The 20,860-nt window shown below is 75.3% G+C and carries 17 protein-coding genes and 1 pseudogene; 8 read left to right on the top strand and 10 right to left on the bottom strand.

The genetic code is table 11. The features are described from left to right. Positions 1-15 precede the first annotated feature (15 nt). Together ACZ7JZ_RS33015 and ACZ7JZ_RS33010 are read left to right on the top strand one after the other, a co-directional pair. The gene (locus tag ACZ7JZ_RS33015) at positions 16-1,887 is read left to right on the top strand and encodes a glycosyltransferase family 2 protein (RefSeq protein WP_470946036.1); all 1,872 of its coding nucleotides are present in this window, start codon (positions 16-18) and stop codon (positions 1,885-1,887) included. 202 nt (positions 1,888-2,089) lie between these two features. After that, positions 2,090-5,227, top strand: coding sequence for an SGNH hydrolase domain-containing protein (locus tag ACZ7JZ_RS33010; RefSeq protein WP_470946033.1), 3,138 nt, complete (start codon positions 2,090-2,092; stop codon positions 5,225-5,227). A 35-nt stretch (positions 5,228-5,262) separates the two neighbouring features. On the opposite strand, the gene ACZ7JZ_RS33005 is transcribed toward ACZ7JZ_RS33010, so the two are convergent. Both ACZ7JZ_RS33005 and ACZ7JZ_RS33000 read right to left on the bottom strand, forming a co-directional pair. Beyond that, a complete protein-coding gene (locus tag ACZ7JZ_RS33005; protein WP_470946118.1) occupies positions 5,263-5,967 on the bottom strand; it encodes a beta-glucanase in 705 nt (234 codons plus the stop codon). A 271-nt stretch (positions 5,968-6,238) separates the two neighbouring features. Beyond that, positions 6,239-6,925: an HAD family hydrolase gene (locus ACZ7JZ_RS33000; protein WP_470946116.1), complete on the bottom strand. Its 687-nt coding sequence runs from the start codon at positions 6,923-6,925 to the stop codon at positions 6,239-6,241. 117 nt (positions 6,926-7,042) lie between these two features. Here ACZ7JZ_RS33000 and ACZ7JZ_RS32995 point away from each other — a divergent pair, with 117 nt between their 5' ends. Together ACZ7JZ_RS32995 and ACZ7JZ_RS32990 are read left to right on the top strand one after the other, a co-directional pair. Next, positions 7,043-8,032: a TerC family protein gene (locus ACZ7JZ_RS32995; protein WP_470946030.1), complete on the top strand. Its 990-nt coding sequence runs from the start codon at positions 7,043-7,045 to the stop codon at positions 8,030-8,032. Positions 8,033-8,053: 21 nt separating this feature from the next. Next, positions 8,054-8,287: a hypothetical protein gene (locus tag ACZ7JZ_RS32990; protein WP_470946027.1), complete on the top strand. Its 234-nt coding sequence runs from the start codon at positions 8,054-8,056 to the stop codon at positions 8,285-8,287. Between the two features lie 39 nt (positions 8,288-8,326). Here the strand turns inward: ACZ7JZ_RS32990 and ACZ7JZ_RS32985 are convergent, their stop codons facing one another. The 3 genes from ACZ7JZ_RS32985 to ACZ7JZ_RS32975 all read right to left on the bottom strand — a co-directional run bounded on the left by ACZ7JZ_RS32985 (position 8,327) and on the right by ACZ7JZ_RS32975 (position 10,477). Then, positions 8,327-9,292 (bottom strand): tellurite resistance/C4-dicarboxylate transporter family protein, encoded by a 966-nt coding sequence (locus tag ACZ7JZ_RS32985; RefSeq protein ID WP_470946024.1) that lies wholly within the window; start codon positions 9,290-9,292, stop codon positions 8,327-8,329. A 169-nt stretch (positions 9,293-9,461) separates the two neighbouring features. After that, positions 9,462-9,896 carry a VOC family protein gene (locus tag ACZ7JZ_RS32980; protein ID WP_470946022.1) on the bottom strand — a complete coding sequence of 145 codons (435 nt, stop codon included), beginning with the start codon at positions 9,894-9,896 and terminating at the stop codon, positions 9,462-9,464. 125 nt (positions 9,897-10,021) lie between these two features. Continuing rightward, positions 10,022-10,477, bottom strand: a complete 456-nt coding sequence (locus ACZ7JZ_RS32975) for an Lrp/AsnC family transcriptional regulator (RefSeq protein ID WP_470946019.1) — start codon at positions 10,475-10,477, stop codon at positions 10,022-10,024. Positions 10,478-10,590: 113 nt separating this feature from the next. On the opposite strand from ACZ7JZ_RS32975, the gene ACZ7JZ_RS32970 reads away from it, so the two are divergent. Continuing rightward, complete coding sequence (locus tag ACZ7JZ_RS32970; RefSeq protein WP_470946016.1) at positions 10,591-11,673, top strand: asparaginase; 1,083 nt, start codon at positions 10,591-10,593, stop codon at positions 11,671-11,673. Between the two features lie 32 nt (positions 11,674-11,705). Here the strand turns inward: ACZ7JZ_RS32970 and ACZ7JZ_RS32965 are convergent, their stop codons facing one another. Further along, entirely contained in the window at positions 11,706-12,965 is a 1,260-nt protein-coding gene (locus ACZ7JZ_RS32965) for a hypothetical protein (protein WP_470946014.1), read from the bottom strand. Positions 12,966-13,141: 176 nt separating this feature from the next. Between ACZ7JZ_RS32965 and ACZ7JZ_RS32960 the strand changes: the two genes are divergently transcribed. Beyond that, positions 13,142-13,843, top strand: a complete 702-nt coding sequence (locus ACZ7JZ_RS32960) for a 2-phosphosulfolactate phosphatase (RefSeq protein WP_470946011.1) — start codon at positions 13,142-13,144, stop codon at positions 13,841-13,843. A gap of 75 nt (positions 13,844-13,918) precedes the next feature. On the opposite strand, the gene ACZ7JZ_RS32955 is transcribed toward ACZ7JZ_RS32960, so the two are convergent. Next, positions 13,919-16,867: a M4 family metallopeptidase gene (locus ACZ7JZ_RS32955; RefSeq protein ID WP_470946008.1), complete on the bottom strand. Its 2,949-nt coding sequence runs from the start codon at positions 16,865-16,867 to the stop codon at positions 13,919-13,921. 175 nt (positions 16,868-17,042) lie between these two features. Between ACZ7JZ_RS32955 and ACZ7JZ_RS32950 the strand changes: the two genes are divergently transcribed. Beyond that, entirely contained in the window at positions 17,043-18,104 is a 1,062-nt protein-coding gene (locus ACZ7JZ_RS32950; RefSeq protein WP_470946005.1) for a helix-turn-helix domain-containing protein, read from the top strand. Between the two features lie 36 nt (positions 18,105-18,140). Here ACZ7JZ_RS32950 and ACZ7JZ_RS32945 read toward each other — a convergent pair whose 3' ends face one another. Further along, positions 18,141-18,329, bottom strand: a complete 189-nt coding sequence (locus tag ACZ7JZ_RS32945; protein ID WP_470946003.1) for a hypothetical protein — start codon at positions 18,327-18,329, stop codon at positions 18,141-18,143. Between the two features lie 304 nt (positions 18,330-18,633). Between ACZ7JZ_RS32945 and ACZ7JZ_RS32940 the strand changes: the two are divergent. Beyond that, positions 18,634-18,771 (top strand): annotated as a pseudogene (locus tag ACZ7JZ_RS32940) (MarR family transcriptional regulator); the annotation flags it as partial. Positions 18,772-18,825: 54 nt separating this feature from the next. Here ACZ7JZ_RS32940 and ACZ7JZ_RS32935 read toward each other — a convergent pair. Both ACZ7JZ_RS32935 and ACZ7JZ_RS32930 read right to left on the bottom strand, forming a co-directional pair. After that, on the bottom strand, positions 18,826-19,239 hold the full coding sequence (locus ACZ7JZ_RS32935; protein ID WP_470946115.1) for a YciI family protein: 414 nt from the start codon (positions 19,237-19,239) through the stop codon (positions 18,826-18,828). 100 nt (positions 19,240-19,339) lie between these two features. Continuing rightward, positions 19,340-20,602: an aminotransferase class V-fold PLP-dependent enzyme gene (locus ACZ7JZ_RS32930; protein ID WP_470946001.1), complete on the bottom strand. Its 1,263-nt coding sequence runs from the start codon at positions 20,600-20,602 to the stop codon at positions 19,340-19,342. Between the last annotated feature and the right edge of the window lie 258 nt (positions 20,603-20,860).

Raw genomic sequence — 20,860 nt, 5'->3', positions numbered from 1 at the left:
GCCGTGGGGGGCTCCATGACCGTGCACCATCTCCCGCAACCTCCGTCCGACGAAGAGCTCTACTGGTATTTCGGCCCGCAACGGCGCTGGGTCCTCATCGGCAGCTCGCTCGCCTTCGTCTTCACCGCGGCGACCATGTTCACCTTCGCCCTGCGCACGCCCGCCCTCTGGGCCTTCCTCGCCGTGCTCGGGCTGAACGTCGTCGCCCTCGCCCTGTCCTCCGTCAACAGCCTCCGCCAGCGCCGGCTGACCCGCCAGTCCCACGAGGTCCTCGTACGGGCCTGGCAGCCGGCCCGGGCCCCGGGCGTCGACCTCTACCTGCCCACCTGCGGCGAACCGCTCCCGGTCCTGGCCAACGCCTACCGCGCCGTCTCCGCCGTCCGCTGGCCCGGCGAGCTCACCGTCTGGGTCCTCGACGACGGGGACCGGCCCGAAGTCGCCGCGCTGGCCGCCTCGTTCGGCTACCGGTACGTCGTACGCCCCGACCGGGGCCACCTGAAGAAGGCCGGCAACCTCAACCACGCGCTCACCCTCAGCAGCGCCGAGCTGATCGCCATCCTCGACGCGGACTTCGCACCCCGCCCGGACTTCCTGCACCACCTGGTGCCCTATTTCTCCGACCCGGGCGTCGGCATCGTGCAGAGCCCGCAGTGCTTCGACACCGACGAGACCATGGGCTGGATCCAGCGGGCCGCCGGAGCCGCCCAGGAGTGGTTCTTCCGGTGGATCCAGCCCTCCCGCGACGCCAGCGACGCCGCCATCTGCTGCGGCAGCAACGCCGTCTACCGGCGCACCGCCATCGACGCCGCCGGCGGCTTCGCCCGACTCGACCACAGCGAGGACCTGTACACCGGACTCGCCCTGCACGCGCAGGGGTTCCGCACCCTGTACGTCCCCGTCCTGGTCGCCAAGGGCACCTCGCCCGACGAGGTCACCGCCTTCGTCAACCAGCAGTACCGCTGGGCCATGGGCAACCTCCACCTGCTCGGCACCCCCGTCCTGCGGCAGATGGACGCGCCCTGGCGCATGCGCCTGTGCTTCTACGAGGGCATCGTCGGCTACCTCACCACCGCCGTGAACACCTTCGCCGCGCCGCTGCCGCCGCTGGTGATGATGTTCTGGTACCCCGACCACATCCGCCCCTGGCACGTCCTGCCCCTGCTCGCACCCCTGTGGCTCTGGCACGTCCTGCTGCCGCGCATCAGCCGCACCCGCTGGCGGGTGGAGGTCATCCGCGCCAACGTGCTGACCAGCGTGGCCGCCGCGACCGCCTTCGTGCACACCCTCCGCGGGCGCAGCGCCGACTGGGTGCCCACCGGCGTCCGCGCCAGGAAGGCCCGCGGCGGCATGGCCCGCCGGGTCGTCGGCTTCTCGCTCGCGTGGCTCGTCGTCTCCAACGGCGCCGCCGCCGCGGGCCTCGCCCTCGCCGTCGCCCGCAACGGCTGGGAGCCCAACTGGGGCCTGCTCCTCTACCTGCTGGTGCAGTGCCAGATCAACGTCCCGCTGATCCGCGACCTGGCACGCGAACTGCGCCCCGCCCCGGCGGCGGGCGCGGGCGAGCCCGAGCCCGGGACGGCACCCGGCAGCTTCGCGGCGGGCGGGGCGGGGACCACCGCACCCGCACCCGTACCTGCTCCCGTACCCGTACCCGTGTCCGCGGGCACCGGACGGCTCGTACCCGTCGGCCGCGCGGCCGCTGCCGCCCGGCTCCGCCGCCTGGTGGCCGCCCGGACCGCCCCGGACGCGCCTGCATCCCGTCCGCCCCGCCCGCACAGCCGCATGCTGCCCCGCCGCTGGCCCGAGACGGTCGCCGCCTCCGCCCTCCTCCTGCTCACCGGACTGGTGGCCTCCGGCTGGGTCAACCCGATGCTCCCGTGGCTCGGCTGACCCCGCCCGCCCGCACCCCGGGACCGGGACCGGGGCGGTCCTGCGCCACCCCGCAGTCCCGCTCCCTCCTGCGGCCGCGGGCCGTGCCCCCGGCCCCCGGCACGCTCCGACTCCCCGGTGCGCCCCCGGCCCACCGCACCCCGCCGGCCCGCCCGGCGCTCTCCCACCGGCCCGACGGGCCGCACCGAAAGGCCTCCTGACCATGGCATTCCCCGTGGCACCCGGCTCCGGCAGACCCCGCGGGCACGCGGACGCGCCGCCCGCCGACCCACCCGCCGCTGCCGATACCGCTGATGCTTCCGATACTGCCGACACCGGCCGCACCTCCCGCACCGGGCGCGGGTCTTCCGGAACCGCCACCGCCGCCACCGGCACCGGTGCCGAGTCCGGACCCAGCCCGCACCGGTCCGCCTTCCGCCCCGACATCGAGGGCCTGCGCGCCGTCGCCGTCCTCGCCGTCCTGGCCTTCCACGCCGGACTGCCCTGGGCGACGGGCGGGTTCGTCGGCGTCGACGTCTTCTTCGTGATCTCCGGCTACCTGATCACCGGCCTGCTCGTCCGCGAGGCCATCACCACCGGCCGGATCCGCCTCGGCGACTTCTTCTCCCGGCGCGCCCGCCGCCTCCTGCCCTCCGCGGCCGTCGTGCTCTGCGCCGTAGCGGCCGCCGGGGCCTGGCTGACCGTCCCCCTGCACCGCACCGACCTGGAGCGCGACGTCCTCGCCGCGGCCCTGTCGCTCGCCAACTGGCGGTACGTCGCCCAGCAGACCGACTACCTCGCCGCCGGGCACGCCGAGAGCCCCCTCCTCCACTTCTGGTCCCTCGCCGTCGAGGAGCAGTTCTACCTCGCCTGGGGCCCCCTCCTGGCGCTGCTCGTCCTCCTCTTCGGCACCGCCCGCGCCACCCGCCGCGGCCGCGCCGTGCGGATGCTCGTGGCCCCGGCCGCCGCCCTCCTCGCCGTCGCGTCCTTCGCCCTGTCGCTGCACTGGACCACGCAGGGCTCCGCCTCCCTCGCCTACCTCGCGACCCCCTCCCGCGTCTGGCAGTTCGCCGCCGGAGCCCTCCTCGCCCTGCTGCCCTGGCACCTGCTGCGCGGGCCGCGGCCGCTGCGGCTGCTGTGCGGCTGGGGCGGCGCCGCCGCCATCGCCTGGTGCGTCTTCGCCTACGACTCCTCGACCCCCTACCCCGGCTACGCCGCCCTCGTGCCCACCGCGGGCGCCGCCGCCGTCATCCTCGCGGCCGTCCCCGGCCGCGGCGAGCGGTACACCGAGGACCCGCTCGGCATCGGCCGGATCCTGGCCCGCCGCCTCCCGAGGGCGGTCGGCAGGCTCTCGTACAACCTCTACCTGTGGCACTGGCCGGTGCTCGTCCTCGCCGGGGCGAGCCTCGGCGGCCCGCTGGACTGGCCCGCCAAGACCGCGCTGACGCTCGCGGCCGTCCTGCCCGCGTACGCGACCATGCGCTGGGTCGAACAGCCGCTGCGCCGCAGCCGCACCGTCTCCGCGCACCCGCGCCGCGGCCTGTCCGTCGGGGTCTCCGCGATCGTCCTGCCGGTGGTCCTCGCCCTCGTGGTCGGCAGTACGGCGGTCCGCCAGCTGGGCCCCGGCGGCCCGGTCGACCCGGCCGGGCTGCCGCCCGGCGCCGCCTCCGGCCCCACACTGCTCGCGCGCACCGCCGGGCAGCCGCTGCCCGGCGGGCCCGTGGTGCCCGCGCCCGCCCAGGCCCGGACGGACTTCCCGCCGGACGGCGCCTGCCAGGTCGCCCCGGCCGTCACCCGCAGCCCCCGCTGCCTCTTCGGCGCCGCAGACAGCCCCGACCGGATCGTGCTGCTCGGCGACTCGCACGCCGGGCAGTGGTTCTCGCCCGTGCTCGCGCTGGCCGCCCGACGCGGCTGGGCCGTGCAGGAGCTCGTCAAGCAGGGCTGCCCGCTCCCGCAGGTGCCCGTCCACAACCCGCAGCTCGGCCGCGCCTACCGCGAATGCGACACCTGGCGCGCCGACGCCCTGGCCCGGCTGCGCAGCGGCCCGAAGCCCCGGCTGATCGTCATCGGCTCGCTCAACCGCTACACCGCCGACGACCGGCAGCTGGCGGCAGGCTGGGAGAAGACCCTGGCGCCCCTGCGGGCCCTCGGCGCGCCGATCGTCTACATCGAGGACACCCCCGTGCCCGGCACGGACGTCCCGGCCTGCGTCTCCGGCAGCCCGGACACCCCGGACGACTGCGCCTTCAGCCGTACGGAGTCCAGCCGGCCCGACCCGCTGGCCCGCCGGATCGCCTCCGGAGCCCTGCCCGGCGTCCGCAGCATCAGCGTGAACCCCGTGCTCTGCCCGGGCTCCGGGCCCACCTGCCCGGCGGTCCTGGACCGCGTCCTCCTCTACCGGGACGACTCCCACCTCACCAACGCGGCGGCCGTGGTCCTGACCCCGCGGCTGGAACGGCTCCTGACCGCATCGGGCGCCCTCCCGGCAGCCGGTGCGCCCGAGGTGCCGCCCGCCCCGCGCGGCACCCCCGGCCCGGACGGCTGGACCACCCTCTTCCGCGACGACTTCGACGGCCGGGCCGGCAGCCCGCCCTCCGCCGCGCACTGGATCCACGACATCGGCACCTGCTATCCGGGCTGCCCCGCCCCGCAGTGGGGCACCGGCGAGATCGAGACCATGACCGACTCCACGGACAACGTCCGCCTGGACGGCCGGGGCGTCCTGGAGATCGTCCCCACCCGCCGCAACGGGCAGTGGAGTTCGGGGCGGATCGAGACCCGCCGCTCGGACTTCGCCGCGCCCCCGGGCGGGACCCTGCGGATCGAGGCCTCGCTCGCACTCCCCGACGTGACCGGCCCGAAGGCCGCCGGGTACTGGCCCGCCTTCTGGACCCTCGGCGCACCGCTGCGCGACGGCTACACCGGCTGGCCCGCCATCGGCGAACTCGACGTCATGGAGTCGGTCAACGGCCGCGACACCGTCTTCGGCACGATGCACTGCGGGGTCTTCCAGGGCGGCCCCTGCCGCGAGCCGCAGGGCCTGTCCTCGGCCCGGCAGCCCTGCCCCGGCTGCCGCACCTCCTTCCACTCGTACGCCGTCGAACTGGACCGCACCCCGGGCGCGGAGGAGGCCCGCTGGTACCTCGACGGGCGCCTCTACCACCGTGTCGCCGCCCGGCAGATGCCCGCGGAGACCTGGCGCAAGGCCGTGGACCACGGCCTCTTCCTGATCCTCAACGTGGCCATCGGCGGCAGCCTGCCCGCCGCCGACGGCGCCACCGCGGGCCCCGCCACCGAACCGGGCCACCCGCTGCGCGTCGACCACGTCACGGTCTCCACCCGGGAGCGGGCCCGCAGTTAGCGGGCTCGGGCCGGCACGGGCCGTGGCCGGGGTCCTCACCAGGGCCACGGCCACGGCCATCCGCCGCCTCCCGAGCGCCACACCCGCAGCCACGCCACCTCGTAGTCCATCGCGGAGACGTCCGGCTCCGGGGCGGGGTGGTAGCGGCCCGCGCACACGGACAGGTTGACGATCAGGTACGCCGACCAGCGGCGGCCCACCCCGCGGCGGTCGTCGAAGACGCGGGCGCCGTCCAGCCACCACACCACCGACCGCGCCCCGAACTCCACCTTGAGGTCCACCCAGCCGCCGGGGCGCACGCGCGGGTCCCGGTGGTAGAGGTGGCCCCCGCGGACGTGGTTCGACAGCTCCAGCATGTCGGGGTTGTCGGGGTGGTACTCGAACACGTCGATCTCGTTGCCCCCGTCGCGCCAGGTCCAGATCGCCGGCCAGGCGCCGATCTGCTCGGGCAGCCGGACGCGGGCCGCCAGCACGTCGCCCGTGCGCAGCATGAACCCCTGCTCGCTGCCCTCCGTGGTCAGCAGGCCGGCGTCCCAGTTGCCGTCGGTGCGGCGCGAGGCCCGGAAGACCCCGCTGCGGCTGTAGGCGGGATCCGCCGTGAGGTGGTCGAGCTTGTTGTCCCCGGGGTTGACGGGGCCGCCGCCCGGATAGGCCCAGGACCGCCCGGCGACCCACTGGGCCTCCGAGGCGAAATCGGCCTCGAAGTCCGGCGGCCGGTCCTGGGCGGCGGCGGGGCGGATCCGCAGCAGCTGGCGCAGATCGATGAGGAAAGGGGACACGGGCTCGCTCCTCCCGGTGCGGTGGGGGGTCTCCCGACCGGTTCTGCCCGGTCAGGAGCCCGCCACACCCATCTCCTCACACAAAGCGACGAAATAAATACAGAATGTGATGACGTGACGTTCCTGCAGGTCAAAAGAGCCCGGCAGGCAGAACGAAGCCCCGCACTCCGGCCCCCGCCCCACCCCCTCCCGCGCCGCGCCACCCACCCCGCCCTGCTCCGTCCCGTCCCCCTCAGGCGAGCCTCAGCACCTCTGCCAGCGCGTCCGGCCGCTCCCCGGCCGGCAGGTGCTCGACGAAGTGCACCGGGCACCCGAGCGCCGCCGCGCCCCCGTCCGCCTCCCGGCTGTCGCCGACCATCAGCACGGCCTCCGGCGGCAGCCCCAGCGCCTCGCACGCCCGCGCGAAGATCGGCGCGTCCGGCTTCTGGACCCCCTCCTCGTACGAGAGCACGTAGGCGTCGACGAGCCCGTCCACGCCGTGGTGGCGGAACACCGGCCGCAGGTCCCAGCCGATGTTGCTGACCACGGCCACCGGCACCCCCCGCTCCCGCAGCGCGCGCAGCGTCGCGGCGGTGTCGGGGTACGGCTGCCAGGCGGCGGGCGTGTAGTGCCGCTCGTACAGCGGCTCCACGAGCTCGGGCCAGGGGAGCCCGGAGCCGCGGGTCAGCGCGGTGTACACGGCGCGGTGGTCCGCCGCGCTCAGGTCGCGGGCCTCCCACAGCTGCGCGAGCTCCTGCGGGAGCCGCACGGGGGAGGCTCCGCCGGGCAGCGCCCCGGCCTCCTCCAGCCGCTCGGCCCAGACGGCGAGCTCTGCAGCGGAGGCTGAGATTCCGGCCTCGGCGGCCACGGCGGACAGCCAGGTGGCCGTCGGCTCGACCCGGAACAGCGTCCCCGAGAAATCGAACATCACACCTTTGATCATGATCGGATCCTCGCCCCCGGCCCCCCGCCGCCACAAGCCCCCGCCGCCACGCCGGGCGCGCGGGCCCCGGATGTCCCAGACTCGAAGGAAGAAGCGTGCGAGGGGGTCGGACCCGTGCATGACGTACCGGTGTGGCTGTGGACGGTGTTCGCCGTCACCGTGCTCGTATCGCTCGCCGTCGACCTGCTCGCGCACCGCAGGGCGCACGTCATCGGCTTCCGCGAGGCCGCCGCCTGGAGCGCGGTCTGGGTCGGGCTGGCCGTCGCGTTCGGCGTCCTCGTCTTCTTCGTGGTCGGCACCGACGCCGGGGTGGAGTACACCACCGCCTGGATGCTGGAGAAGAGCCTGTCGGTCGACAACCTCTTCGTCTTCGCGCTGATCTTCGGCTACTTCAAGGTGCCGCGCGCCTACCAGCACCGCGTGCTGTTCCTCGGCGTCCTGGGCGCCCTCGTCTTCCGCGGCGTCTTCCTGGCCGCGGGCGTGGCGGTGGTCAGCCGCTTCACCGCCGTCCTGTACGCCTTCGCCGCCGTGCTCTTCTACAGCACGTACAAGATCCTCAAAGAGGAGGACGACAGCTTCGACCCGGGCCGGAGCCTCGCCGTCCGCCTGCTCCGCAAGATCGTCCCGGTCCGCGACGAGTACGCGGGCCACCACTTCTTCGTACGGGAGGCCGGCCGGCGGGTCGCCACCCCGCTGCTCGCCGTGGTCGCCGCGATCGAGGCCGCGGACCTCGTCTTCGCCGTCGACAGCGTGCCCGCCGTCCTGGCCGTCAGCAGCGACGCCTTCATCGTCTACACCAGCAACGCCTTCGCCATCCTGGGCCTGCGCGCCCTGTACTTCATGCTGGCCGGCCTGCTGGAGCGCTTCCACTACCTCAGCAAGGGCCTGGCCCTGATCCTCGCCTTCATCGGCGTGAAGCTGATCCTCCAGGCCTCGCACAAGCTCATCAGCCCCGCCGTCCCCGAGATCCCCTCCCTGGTCAGCCTCGGCGTCATCGCCACCGTCCTGGCCGTCTCCATCGCCCTGAGCCTCCTCCGCCCACCCCCGGACCCGCCCTCCCCCGATCCAGAACAAACAGGCAAATCCCCTACCAAAAACCAGTAAAGCGGATCTAAAATGGCCACCATGAACAGCGACCTGAAACACAGGGCGCGCCGCCCGGCCGGACACGTCTGCCCCGCCTGCAAGGAACCGGTGGCCGACGTGGTGGAACGGCACAAGACCATGGGCGTCTACGTCCCCCACTGGACCGCGGGCCCCTGCCACAACCCGCACTGCGAGCAGTACGTCCCCGAACTCACCCCCGTCCACTCCGTCCGCGCCGCAACATGGCGCACCCTGACCGACTGGCAGCACTGACCCCGCCTCCGCCCCCGCAGCGGCGGAGGACGGGTGGGGCTAGCCGCCCGGCCGGGGTCCCGGCTGGGGGTGGGGGCGGCTGCGGAGGTTCAGGGCCAGGGCGCCTGCCGTCAGGAGCCAGGCGCCCAGGGCGATCCAGAGCAGGACCAGGCCGGTGGAGTGCAGCCAGCGGACGCCCGTGGCGTCCGAGGCGGCCAGGCAGGCCGCGGCGGACATGCCGAGGGGGAAGACCGTGGACCAGCGGCGGATGTCGTACGCCGGGCGCGGCCAGCGGGTCTCGGCCGTGAGCAGGACGACGTACCAGGCCAGGTCGAGCACGACCAGGACCAGGGCCAGCCACCGCAGGGCCCCGTGCCCGCCGCCGGACCACTGCGGCAGCACGTACAGCCGGGAGGCGGCGAGGGCCGAGATGCCGAGCGCCCCGCCCGCGATCCACTGGTCCCCGAGCCCGCGGCACACCTCGCCGAAGTCGAAGCGCACCAGCGCCTCGACGTAGAGGAGCACTCCCAGCGCGAAGGCGGCCAGGGCCGCGTCCCCGAGCCATGGCACCCCCTCCGCCAGGCTGAGGGTCGCCGCCAGGGCCGACAGCCCCTGGGTCGCCACGCACACGAGGAAGGCCGACCCCGGCATCCGGCGCTGCCAGCTGCGCACCACCGTGAAGACCAGCACGGGCCAGGCCAGCGCGGCCGCCGCGAGCAGCCCGTACGCGAGCCCCTGCCAGCCCTCCTGCGAGCAGCGCACGCCGACCACGGTCGTCGCGGCCACGGCGGTCAGGGCCGGCGGGGTGTCGGCCTCGGTGAGCCAGCGCCGCCGGTTGCCGAGCAGCCGGGCCAGGAACTCGCCCGCCAGCAGGACCCAGCCCAGTCCCCCCAGGGCGAGCATCGCCAGCGACAGCGCCTCGAACCCGGTCAGGTGCAGGCCGACGGACAGGATGCAGGTGGCCATGACCGCGGCCCCCGCGGCGGGCGGCAGCTCGGCCCACCACGGACCGGGACGTTCGTGCATCCCCCCAGCGGACCCCACCGTCCCCTCCGACGCCGTCCGACACCCCGTCACCCGCCCCCGCCGTACGGCGTTCGGTCGCCCGGACCCGCCCCGGCGGCACGCCGGATGCCCCGGCAGGTGGCTCCGGCCGTGCGGGGCATCCGGTCGTGCGGGAAAGGGCAGGGGCGGGTCAGTCCAGGCAGAACTCGTTGCCCTCGGGGTCGGCCATGACGATGATGCCCTCGTCCATGCCGTCCGCCTCCAGCCGGTACAGCTCCTTCGCCCCCAGCTCCGTCAGCCGCTCCGCCTCCACGGCGAGGGCGGCCATGCGCTCGCTCCCCTTGAGGCCCGGCGCCGAACGCACGTCGAGGTGCACGCGGTTCTTCACCGTTTTGCCCTCCGGGACCTGCTGGAAGAAGACCCGCGGACCCTTGCCGTCCGGATCCGAGATGGCCGACCGGGAGTTGTGGCGTTCGGGCGGAACGCCCCAGGCCGTCAGGGCGGCCGGCCAGTCCGCGAAGCCCTCCGGCGGGGGCTGGACCCGGTACCCCAGCACCTCGGCCCAGAAGGCCGCGAGCGCAGCCGGGTCGGCACAGTCGAACGTCACCTGGAATTCCTTGGCCATGGATCCTCGTCTCCTGACGTCGTGCGGTCGGCGGCCGCTGCCCGCGGGCTCCCGGCACGCCGTGTCCGGTGTCCGGACAGAGCCATCCTCGCACCGGGGTATGACAACTGCCGCGGGAGCGCCGGTTACTGACCCACCGGCAGCCCCCTCGGCTCCTTCACGCGCTTCATGATGATCTGCGAGTTGACCTCCGTCACCCCCGCCAGCGTGGTCAGCCGCTCGATCCACAGCCGCTCGTACGCCGCCAGGTCGGCCACCGCGATGCGCAGCAGGCACCCCGGGCTGCCGAAGAGCCGGTACGCCTCGATCACGTCCGGGATGTCCTGGAGCGCCTCCTCGAAGGCCTCGACCGTCTCGCGGTCGCGCCTGACCTCCACCGACACCAGGACCTCGAAGCCCCGGCCGACGGCCCCGGGATCGATCACCGCGCGGTACCCCTGGATCACCCCGTCCTGCTCCAGCTGGCGGACCCGCCGCATGCAGGGGGAGGGGCTCAGGCCCACCCGTGCGGCCAGCTCCTGGTTGCTCAGCCGGCCGTCCTCCTGGAGCTCGCGCAAGATATGCAGATCGATTCGGTCCATGGCGCAATTATTGACTACAGATCCCGGAGAGGAGTGGTGGAACTTGCAATCGTATTGCGCGGCTCTTCGTCTATTGTTGCCGCGCTCGCCCCCCAGGAAAGGACACCATGATCATGAACCGCACGCGTGACGCCCGGCCGCGCCGCATCGTGGTCATCAGCACCGGCGGCACCATCGCCAGCCGCTGGACGGGCAGCGGGTACGCCGCCGACGCCTCCGGCGACGACGTCGTGGCCACGGCCGCCGTCCCGGACGGGGTGCACCCCGAGGTCCTCGACCTCTTCAACATCAACAGCTCGCAGATGACCACCGGACGGCAGCTCACCCTGCTGCGCGCGGTCCACGAGACCCTCGCCGACCCGGGCGTCGACGGCATCGTCGTCACCCACGGCACGGACACCCTCGAAGAGTCGGCCTTCTTCGTCGACCTGCACCACACCGACCCCCGCCCGGTGGTCTTCACCGGCGCCCAGCGGCCCTTCGGCAGCGGCGACGGCGACGGGCCGGGCAACCTCTACGACGCCCTCCAGGTCGCCTCCACCGTCCGCGGCCTCGGCGTCCTCGTGGTCTTCGACGGGCTCGTCCACGCGGCCCGCGGCACCGTGAAGACCAAGACCCTGGACTCCGACCCCTTCGGCGACCCCTCGGGACAGCGGCTGGGCCGCCTCGGTTTCGGCCAGGTCTCCGTCGAGCGGACGCCCGTGCGGCCCGCGCCCCTCGCGCTGCCCGCCGCCGGCCGGCCGCTGCCCCGCGTCGACATAGTGGTGCACCACTCCGACGCCGACCCGGTCCTCTTCGAAGCCGCCGTCGCAGCCGGGGCCCGCGGCATCGTCCTCGTCGGCACCGGAGCCGGGAACGCCACCCCCGACATGGCCGCGGCCGTCGGCCGCGCCGTGGCGCAGGGCGTCCTCGTCGTCCTGTCCACCCGGGTCGCCTCCGGCCCCGTCGCCGAGGTCTACACCGGCGGCGGCGCCGTCGACCTGGCTGCCGCGGGCGCCGTCCTCGCCGGCACCCTGCGCCCCGGCCAGGCCCGGATCGCCCTGCTGGCCGCCCTGCTCGCGGAGGTCCCTTCGGCCGACCGCCGCACCGGGCTGCTCCGCTCGCTACTGGGCACCCCGGCACCGGCCGACGAGCCCGCCCCCGGGGCGCCGGCCCCGGCCGCCGACGCCCCGGAAGCCGCCGCCTCAGCCGCCTGACGCTCCCGGCCGCCCGCCGCTCAGGCCCCGCCCTACGCGCCTGCCCCTCCCGGCCCTCCCGCCCCGCCCTCGGGCGAGGGCGTGGGCGCGGGCAGGGCCGGGGGCAGGACGATGCCGAGGGCGTTCGCCTCGGGCCCGGGCCGCAGGGTCCACGGCACGGAACCCGTCTCCGTCAGCCACCCGTCGGCGAGGATCCCGCCGACGATGAGCGCGCGCAGGCTCCGGTGGATCTTCTTCCAGCCCAGTCCCTTGCACAGCTGCCCGTACGAGGGCCCGTGGCCGTGCTCCGCGCGGAACTCGACCGTGAACCGCGCCGCCTGCTCCCCGGGCCCGGGGTGGTCCCGCTGCCAGTTCTCGTACGCCTCGTACACGCGCCGCGGAACCGGTACGTCGACCTGGAGCGCCCCGAACGCGGTCGCGACCCGGGCGGTGGGCATCTTGCAGACGGCGCAGTGCTCCACGGCCTCGGCGTGCGCTCGCAGCCGGGGGCTCGCCGCGGCCTTCCACTGCGCCCAGTCCTCCGGCCGGTACTCGGGGGGCTTGACCCGCCGCGGGCCCGTCGGAACGGGCGGCGGGGGCGGGGGGGCGTCGGCCGGGTGCGGGAGCAGACCCGAGTGGTGCTGCACCGCGGGCCCGAGCAGGTAGTAGCCCCCGCCCCCGGCCCCCGCCGCGCTGTCCGGCCCTTCCGTACCCTCCGCGAGCTCAGTAAGGAAGCCCTTCTCCAGCAGTTCGGGGAGGGCGGCGCGGCAGGAGCCCGGGAGGTCCGGCGGCAGCGTGCCGTGCCGCTGGGGTGAGGCGTACGCCGCCGTGAACAGGGCGGCGAGCCGGGCCGCGGGCGAGGCCTTGCGCACCGGCTTCGCGGCCAGCGTGCGGGCGGTCCAGCCCGACACCCGCGAGCGCGTGTACTTGCCGAAGCGCAGCGGGTGTCCGTCGCCCGCCTCCGGGGCGAGCGCCGGTACGGTCACCGCGACCGGGACCTCGGGCGGCCCGTCGAGCAGCGGATCGGGGATCTGCCAGCCCAGGGCGCGCAGGGCGCCGACCGCCCCGGCCGGGTCGGACAGCTTCAGCGACCGCAGGTCCTGGCCCGAGATGTTGCCCGCGCCGGTCCGGGCGGCCCGGATGGCCACGACCGCGGCGAGGATCCGGGCGTCCGGACCCGAGAGCGGCAGCGCGGCGACGTACGCGAGCAGACCGCGGGCCGCAGCGCCCTGACTGGGGGTGAGCAGCCGTGGCGGGGGCGGCGCGGCGGGGGCGGCAGCGGGCGGGTTCGCAGAGGAGACAGTCGTCGGCACAGCCGGTACAACGAACCCGCCCGTCCCGGGTTACGGGTCGGATTCGCCGAAACGGGCCCGCGGCCGAACGGCGTGCGGGAAGGGGTGCGCGGGGAGCCCGGCCCGCCGCCCCCTCCGCCCCCGGAGCGCGGAACAAAGCCCGTGCGCCCCGCCCGGCCGTGTCCGATCATGATCGGATGGACGCCAGCTTCCTCGGCATACCCGAGATCGACGCACGCCCCGAAGTCCCGCCCGTCGCCGTCGCCGCGGTCGTCGTCGACGTCATGCGCGCCTATACCGTGGCCGCCTGGTGCTTCGCCCGCGGTGCCGAGAAGATCGTCCTGGCCGGTTCCCTCGAGGAGGCCCTGGCCCTCAAGGCCCGCCACCCGGACTGGACGGCCCTCAAGGACGGCGCCCCGGCACCCGGGTTCGACGCCGTCAACTCGCCCGGCCGGCTCCGCTCGGCGGACCTCGCCGGCCGGACCGTCGTCCAGAAGACCACCGCGGGCACGGTCGGCGCCCTCGCCGTCAGGGACGCCCCGCTCGTCCTGTGCGCGGGCTTCGTCGTGGCGGAGGCCACGGCCCGGCTGCTGCGGGCGCGCGGCTGCGACGAGGTCGCGTACGTGGTCACCGGCGAGGACGGGACGGCCGAGGAGGACCTGGCCTGCGCCCAGTACATCGCCGGGCGGGCCGCCGGAGAGGACCCGGACCCGGCCGGCTACCTCGCCCGCGCGGGCGCCTCGCGCGCCGCCGCCGAACTGGCGCAGGGCCTGCGCGCCGGGGCCCACCCCGACGACGTGGCCCTCTGCCTCGAACTCGACCGCTTCCCCTTCGCCATGGTCGCGGCCCGGGAGGACGGGCTGACGGTCCTCCGCCCGTACGCCGTGCCCGAGGCGTAGGAAGGCCGAAGGCCCCGGTGGGGGCGGCGCGGAGCCGCCCCCACCGGGGCCCGGGGGAACAGGAGGGCTGCGGCCTCAGCAGCGGCCCGCCGGGCGGGCGCGCGTCACCAGGTCGGTGTGCCCGGTGGTGCCGTCCAGCCACACCGTGCGCCGGCCGGTGTCCGCCGCCAGGCCCAGCTGCTCGCCGCGGTTGCAGGAGATCCGCTGGAGGCCCCGGCCGTCCGCGTCCGTCTGCACCGCCTTCGGCAGCTTGTCGTTGGACCAGCGCGGACCGGTCTGCGGACCGTGGTCCGGCTTCCAGAAGAGCAGGCTCACGGCGGTGTCCGTGGCGTCCAGGCTCCAGAAGTGCGCCGACGGGTCCTGCTCGCCGACCAGGTCCGTCAGGCCCGTGCCGTCGAGCTTCGCCCGGCGCAGCGCCATCCGGTTGTCGTCCGGGATGTCGTCGACCAGCCAGTACACGTGACGGGACGTCACCACCGGTGAGGCCAGGCCGTTGTACGCGCCCTTCGGCGGGACCAGTACCGTGCGGCCGGTCCGCACGTCGGCCACCTCGACGCTGACCTGCTGGTAGCCCCCGGAGTCAGTGAACAGCTTCGCGTACCCGAGCGCGGAACCGCTCAGCGTCGGCATCGCGGTGACCACCTCCGGCCGCCCGCCGTCCGCGTAGCGCGGCGCGCGGTCGCCGGCGCGCAGGTACCCGACCCGCTGCCGCCCCGCCGTCGAGACCTCCTGGAAGGCGATCACCCCGCCGGACACCCGCACGTTCCCGACCGCCGCGACCGCGGCCGACGCGGGCGCCTTCCACACCGTCCGCACCGGGCCCCCGGCCAGCGGCCGCGCCAGTACGGCCACCCCGTCCGGACCGTACGCCGCCCAGGCCGCGGTCGTGCCGTCGGTGTCCGGGTAGACGTGCGCCCGGCCGTCGTTGGGGCTCAGCCGCCGGGCCCCGCCGCGGCCGTCGGTCCGGCCCGCGTACACCGAGTACGCCTCCCCGCCCGACTCGTCCGAGGAGGACGAGGCCCACCAGCCGCCGCCCGCGCCCGGCTGGGTGCCCGTGGTGTTCACCTCGCCGAGCAGCCGGTCGGAGTCCACGCCGAGGGCCTTCTCCCAGCCCGGGACGATGCCGTGCCCGTCGAAGGCCCGCTGCACCGCCCGCCGCTGCTCCCCGGTGGCCTTCAGGTCGCGGGCGGCGGCCAGCACCGCGGCCCGCGCCTGCGTGAACCCGTCCAGAGGGGTCAGGTACCGGGTCAGCGCCCGGTAGACGATCCGGTCGGCGAGCTTCGCGCCGAGGTCCTCGCGGATGTCCCACAGGGCGCCGGAGAAGATCGTCGAGTTGAGGTGCACGCCGCCGTTGTCGGTGCCGTACGTCGCGCCGAGGAAGTCCTTCGCCGTGGTGCGCCCGTCGTTCAGGTCGCGCAGCGCGCAGTCGCGGGGCTTCTGCGTCCGGCACAGGTCCTCGCCGATCAGACCCGCGTCCGGGTGGCCCGTCGGGGTACGGGCGGCGGTCACGTCGATGGCGTTGCCGAAGTAGTCGGCCACGGCCTCGTTCAGGGCCCCCGACTGGCCGACGTAGACCAGGCCGGCGGTGTGCTCCACGATGCCGTGGGTCATCTCGTGGCCGACCACGTCCAGGTCCGCGGAGAGCGGCCGGTACTCCTCGTCGCCGGTCCCGTACACCATCTTGGTGCCGTCCCAGAAGGCGTTCACGTACGGCAGGCCGTACTGGTCGCGCACGCCCACCAGGGAGTTGACCGCCGCGCCGCGGCCGTCGAGACCGTCGCGCCCGTGCTTGGCGCGGAAGTAGTCGTAGACCTGCCCGGCGGCCCAGTGGGCGTCCACGGCACCGGACTCGGTGGCCGCCCGGCCCAGCTTCTTCGAGGCGGAGGCCACCGGGGCGATCCCGGCCGGCCAGGTGCCCGCGACCTCGTCCACGCGCTTGCCGCTCGCGTCGTACGTGGTCAGGGGGTTGCGGGTGGTGTCCCAGGTGCGGCCGTAGTCCGTGAGCGTGTAACCGGCCTTGCCGCGGTGGAGGTTGAGGGGGACCTTCGCGCCGTCCAACCGGGTGCCGGAGCCGGTGGTCACGGGCGCGGCGGCGGCCGGTGCGGAACCGGCCGCGGTCCCGGGCGTCGTGGTGGTCTTGCTGGTCTTGGTGGCCTTGGCGGTTTCGGAACCCGCCCTCCCCGGGACCGTCTCGCGGATCGCCGAGTACGACAGGACCGGGAAGCCGGTCCGCGCGTCCACGTACACCTCCTGCCGCACCGGGCCGCCGGTGGCCGGGTCGCTGCCGGTGACCGTGACGTGCCGGGTCAGCACGCCCCCGCCCTGCGGCAGGACGACCAGCCCGCGGGGGGCGGCGCTCAGCGGGGCGGTCAACGCACCCTTGGGGCGCGGGAGTCCACCGGTACCCGAGGCCGCCGCGGTCCGGGCGCGCCCGGAGCCCGCCGGGGCCAGCTTCTGCCGGGACAGCTGCTCGCGCACCGCGGCCACCGCCCGCTGCCCCGCCAGACCCGGGGCCACGGCCGGCCGGACGTCCACGGACAGGCCGGTGAAGTACCGGCCCGAGGTGCCCGTGACCACGCGCTGCCCGCCGCGCCGCTCCAGGCGGACGACGTACTGGCCGCCGAGCACGGGCACCCCGCGGTGCTTCTGCCGGAAGCGGACGGTCTCCTCCTGCCCCTCCCGCACGGTCGACGCCGCCACCAGGTCCCGGTACGGGTCCCCGATGGCGTACCGCCCCTTGCGGGCCGCGAGGTGGCCGGCAGCGGCCTCGGCCGCACTGCCGGAGGCCCGTACCGGCTCGGCCAGCCCCGCGACCAGGGCGGGGGTCGCGGTGCCCTCCCCGGGCACCGACTCCACGGCCGGCGGGACCGGTCCGGCCTGCGCGGCGGCCGGCAGCACGCCGGACAGCAGGGCGGCCGCGCCGAGCAGCGCGGCGGCGCCGGCCAGCCGGGACGGCCTGCCCGAACCGCCGGGCGCGCCGGGCGTACGGGGTGCGCTGGGCACACGGGATCTGGACGTGCTCACGATCGGCTTCCCTCCCTCTGCGCGGACACCGCGCGACGGCGCCGGCGCAGCGGGCGCGCCGGGGTTCCGGACCGCCATGGAATGTGTTGCGCAGCTGTTGATCAAGGAATAAGTGCTGGTCACAACTGTGGAAGCACACTTGTGGGCAGAAGGAGCAGACGCTGAGAATCTGCTCATGACCACGAAGACCACACTGGGGGAACTCGGTCTGGGGGCGGATGCGGAGCGGGTCTACCGCGCCCTGGCCCGCGGCCGGGAGGCCGGCCCCGACCGGCTGAGCGCCGAACTGGGCATGGACCGGGCGGAGTTCGACGGCGTACTGGCCCTGCTGGCCGAGCACGGGTTCGTCACGGGCGGCGGTTCCGGCGGCGGTGCGGCGGGGGAGGGCGGTCCGGGGGGACTGCCGCACCCCGTGCCCGCGGGCCCGGCCATCCGCGCCCTCGCCCACCGCAGATCCGCCGAACTCCACCGCAGGGCCGCCGAACTGGAGCGGATCCGGCTCGCCTCCGACGAGATCGCCCTGCGCCTCGCCCCCGGCGATCCGGACCGCCCGGACGGCAGCGGTACGGCGGCCCGCTCCGGCGGCGCCGGCTGGGAGACCGTCACCGGCCGGGACCGGATCGTGGAGCGCGTCGCCGAACTGCTCGCGCAGGCCCGCCGCGAGGTGGCCTTCCTCGACCGCCCGCCCTACGCCATGCCAGCCCGGCCCGAGCAGTACCTCCCGGGCGACGGGCTCGACGGACTGCTCGCCCGCGGGGTCGCCGTCCGCATCGTCGTCGGGGAGGAGGCCCTCGACCGCCCGGGGCGCTGGGACGTCCTGGCCCCGCTGCTGGCCTCGGGGGTGCGGATCCGCGCCGCGGCCTCCGTACCGACCAAGCTCCTGGTCGTCGACGGGCGGACCGCGCTGCTGCCGCCCACCGCCGAGGCCGACCCGACCAGCGCGGGCCTGCTCGTCTCGGACGGGCTGCTGGCCCCGGCGATGGTCGGGCTGTTCGAGGCGGTCTGGCAGGGCGCCCTGCCGTTCGGCGGCCCTGAGGGGCGCGCGGAACCGGTCCCGGAGGGCCGGCTCGCCCTGCTCGGCCTGATGGCCGGCGGCCTCAAGGACGAGGCCATAGCCCGCCAGCTCGGCGTCCACGTCCACACCGCCCGCCGCCGCATCAACGCCCTCCTGGGCGACCTCGGCGCCACCACCCGCTTCCAGGCCGGCGCCCGCGCCGCCCTCCGCGGCTGGCTGTGACCCCGCCCGCCGGGCGGGGTCCTGCTCCCGGGCGCCCTACAGGCCCGCCTCCGCGTTGCGGCGGTCGCGTTCCGCGACCGGGGTGGAGTTGATCGCGCGCAGGGCGTCCGCGCAGACGCGGGAGAGGACCCCGTCCGGGACGCCGTGCGCCTTGAGGGCGTCGATCATCGCGTCCCACGTGATCGGGTCGAGCTCGCAGGTGGGTTCCGCGGGGGTCGGGGGCATGGCGGGTCCTCGGGTGGGTGCGGGGCCGCGGGGCGGCCGGTGTGTCCTTCATTGTGGCGTATGTCCCGCGCGGAAGCGGAGGGTGTGACCTCAAGCGGACGTGAGGTCCTGGCTTTCGGGTACGGCCCGCAGACCGAACGGGCGCGCCGCGCCGAAGTGCCAGGAGGGGATCCGCCATGACGACCCGGCAGCTCACCGAGGACCAGCCCACCGACGACCGGACCACCCGGAACCGGAGCGCCCAGGACCAGACCATGCAGGACGGGCCCACCGGCGACGAGCCCGCCGGACAGCCCGCCGCCTACGGGCCAGGGCCGAACTCGCCCGCAACGCCCCGGCGATCCGCGCGGCCCTCCACGAAGGGGTCGACGACGCGGACTACGTCACCGCGCTGAAGGTGCTCCGCCGGATGATCCGCAACGCGGGCGGTACGGTCGCGTGACGGCGACGGCGACGGCGACGGCGGGCGCCCCCGTCCCCCGGTCCGCGCCGCGGATCAGCCCTCCGCCCCGTCGAGCGGCCGGATCAGGACCGGGTGTTCCGGGGAGCCGGGCGGGACCGGGCAGCGGGAGACGCGGGCGGCGATCTCCGTGACGCGGTCCAGGGAGGGGCAGTCCAGCACCCAGTAGCCGGCGAGGACGACCTCCGTCTTGCCGTACGGGTCCTCGGTGACGACGGGGGAGCCTTGGGCGTCCGCGGTGACGGACCAGGTCCTGGCGGGCTCCGCCAGGCCCTGGCCGTCCACGAACTCGCCGCTCGCCCGGAGCTCCTCGTTGATCGCGCCCATGTACGCGTACATGGCGGAGAGGTCCTGCTCGCTCCAGGCGGGGCTGGGGTTGTCCGGGGCGGCCGCTCCGGTGGCGGCCTCGTAGTCGGCCTGCGTGCCCTGCACCATCACGAGGTACTTCATCGCGCTCATCCCGTCAGCAGCCGGATCGGACCCGCCCAGCACACACCCGGGCCCGGCGGCCCGCCAGCCAACGCGCCCGGGTGCACCCGTACGGCCCCCCTCAGCGGCCCGCGGCCAGCCCCGCCAGGACCTCCGCGGCGCGGTCGACCTCGGCCTCGGTGTTGTAGTAGTGCGGCGACAGCCGGACCAGGGGGTGGACGCCCCGCACCTCGGTGTCGAACTGGTTCTGGAGCGGGTCGGTCGTGCTGACGTTGACGCCCTGCCCGGCCAGCGCGGCAGCGACCGCCGCGGTCGCCACCCCGGCGACCGCGCAGGTGACGATCGCGCACCGCTCCCGCCCGAGGTCGTACGTCGTGACGCCCGGCACGGAGTCCAGCGCCCCGCGCAGCCGGGCCCCGAGCGCGTACGCCCGCCGCCCGGTCCGCGCCGGGTCCAGGTCGAGGGCCTGCTGTACGGCGGCGCCCAGCCCGAGCACGCCGGCCCAGCCGGCCTCCCAGGTCTCGAACCGGCGCGCCCCCGGCCGCCAGGTGAATCCGCGCCCGCCGTCCCAGGTCGCCGCCGCGATCTCCGTGACCTGCGGCTCCAGGTACGCGAGGGCCTCCGGGCGCACCCACAGGAAGCCCGTACCGCGCGGGCCGCGCAGGAACTTGCGGCCCGTCCCGGTGAGCATGTCGCAGCCGAGCTCCGCCACGTCCACGGGGAACTGCCCGACCGACTGCGTGGCGTCGAGCAGGTACGGGACCCCGGCGGCCCGGGTGATCTCCCCGATCCGCGCGGCCGGGTTGACGAGCCCGCCGCCGGTCGGGACGTGCGCCACGCCCACCAGCCGGGTGCGCTCGTCGATCAGGTCCTCGAGGGCGCGCGTGTCGAGCTGCCCGTGCGCGTCGTCCGGGACCACGACCACCTCCGCCCCGGTGCGCTGCGCGACCTGGAAGTACGCCAGCACGCTGCTGCCGTACTCGGCCCGGCCGGTCAGGATCCGGTCGCCCGGCTTGAAGGACGCGGCGAGGGCGTAGAAGGCGGAGTTCCAGGCGTGGGTGGAGTTGTCGGACAGGGCGATCTCGTCCGCGCGCCCGCCGAGCAGCCGGGCCAGGAGCCCGTACACGGCATCGATCCGCTCCCGCTCCCGGTCGGCCGCCTCGTAGCCGCCGATCGCGGCCTCCAGCTCCAGGTGAGAGGTCACGGCCGCCAGCGTCTGACGCGTCATCAGGCCCGCGCCCGCGTTGTTGAGGTGGATCCGGTTCGCGGTGCCGGGGGTGTCCCGGCGGAGCGCCTCGATGTCCAGGGGGGAGGGGGAGGGCGGGTGCGGGGGCTCGTGCCCTGCCTCGGGCTGGTGCGGGGGCTTGTACTCGGGGGTGTCCATGACCGGTGCCTACCCCGCGGCGCCGTCACCTGATTTCTCCCAGGATGCCCCGTCCTTTAGGGCGGGGAGGAATGGGTCCTTGGGGCGGAGCCGCGGAGCGGCGGAGTTCGCTGCGCATCTGTTCTGACCTGCGCTCTCTTTCGTTGTCAGTGGGGGCTGTTAAGTTGCGGATCATGACGACAGCAGCGATGGCCGAGACGGTGGCCGGGCACGCCCGGTACACCTACCGGCTGCGTGTGTCGTCCACCGCCCGTACCG

The sequence above is a fragment of the Streptomyces sp. NPDC038213 genome (assembly GCF_055600495.1).
The sequence above is the reverse complement of the archived record's forward strand: the minus strand, read 5'-3'. Positions and strand labels throughout refer to the sequence as shown.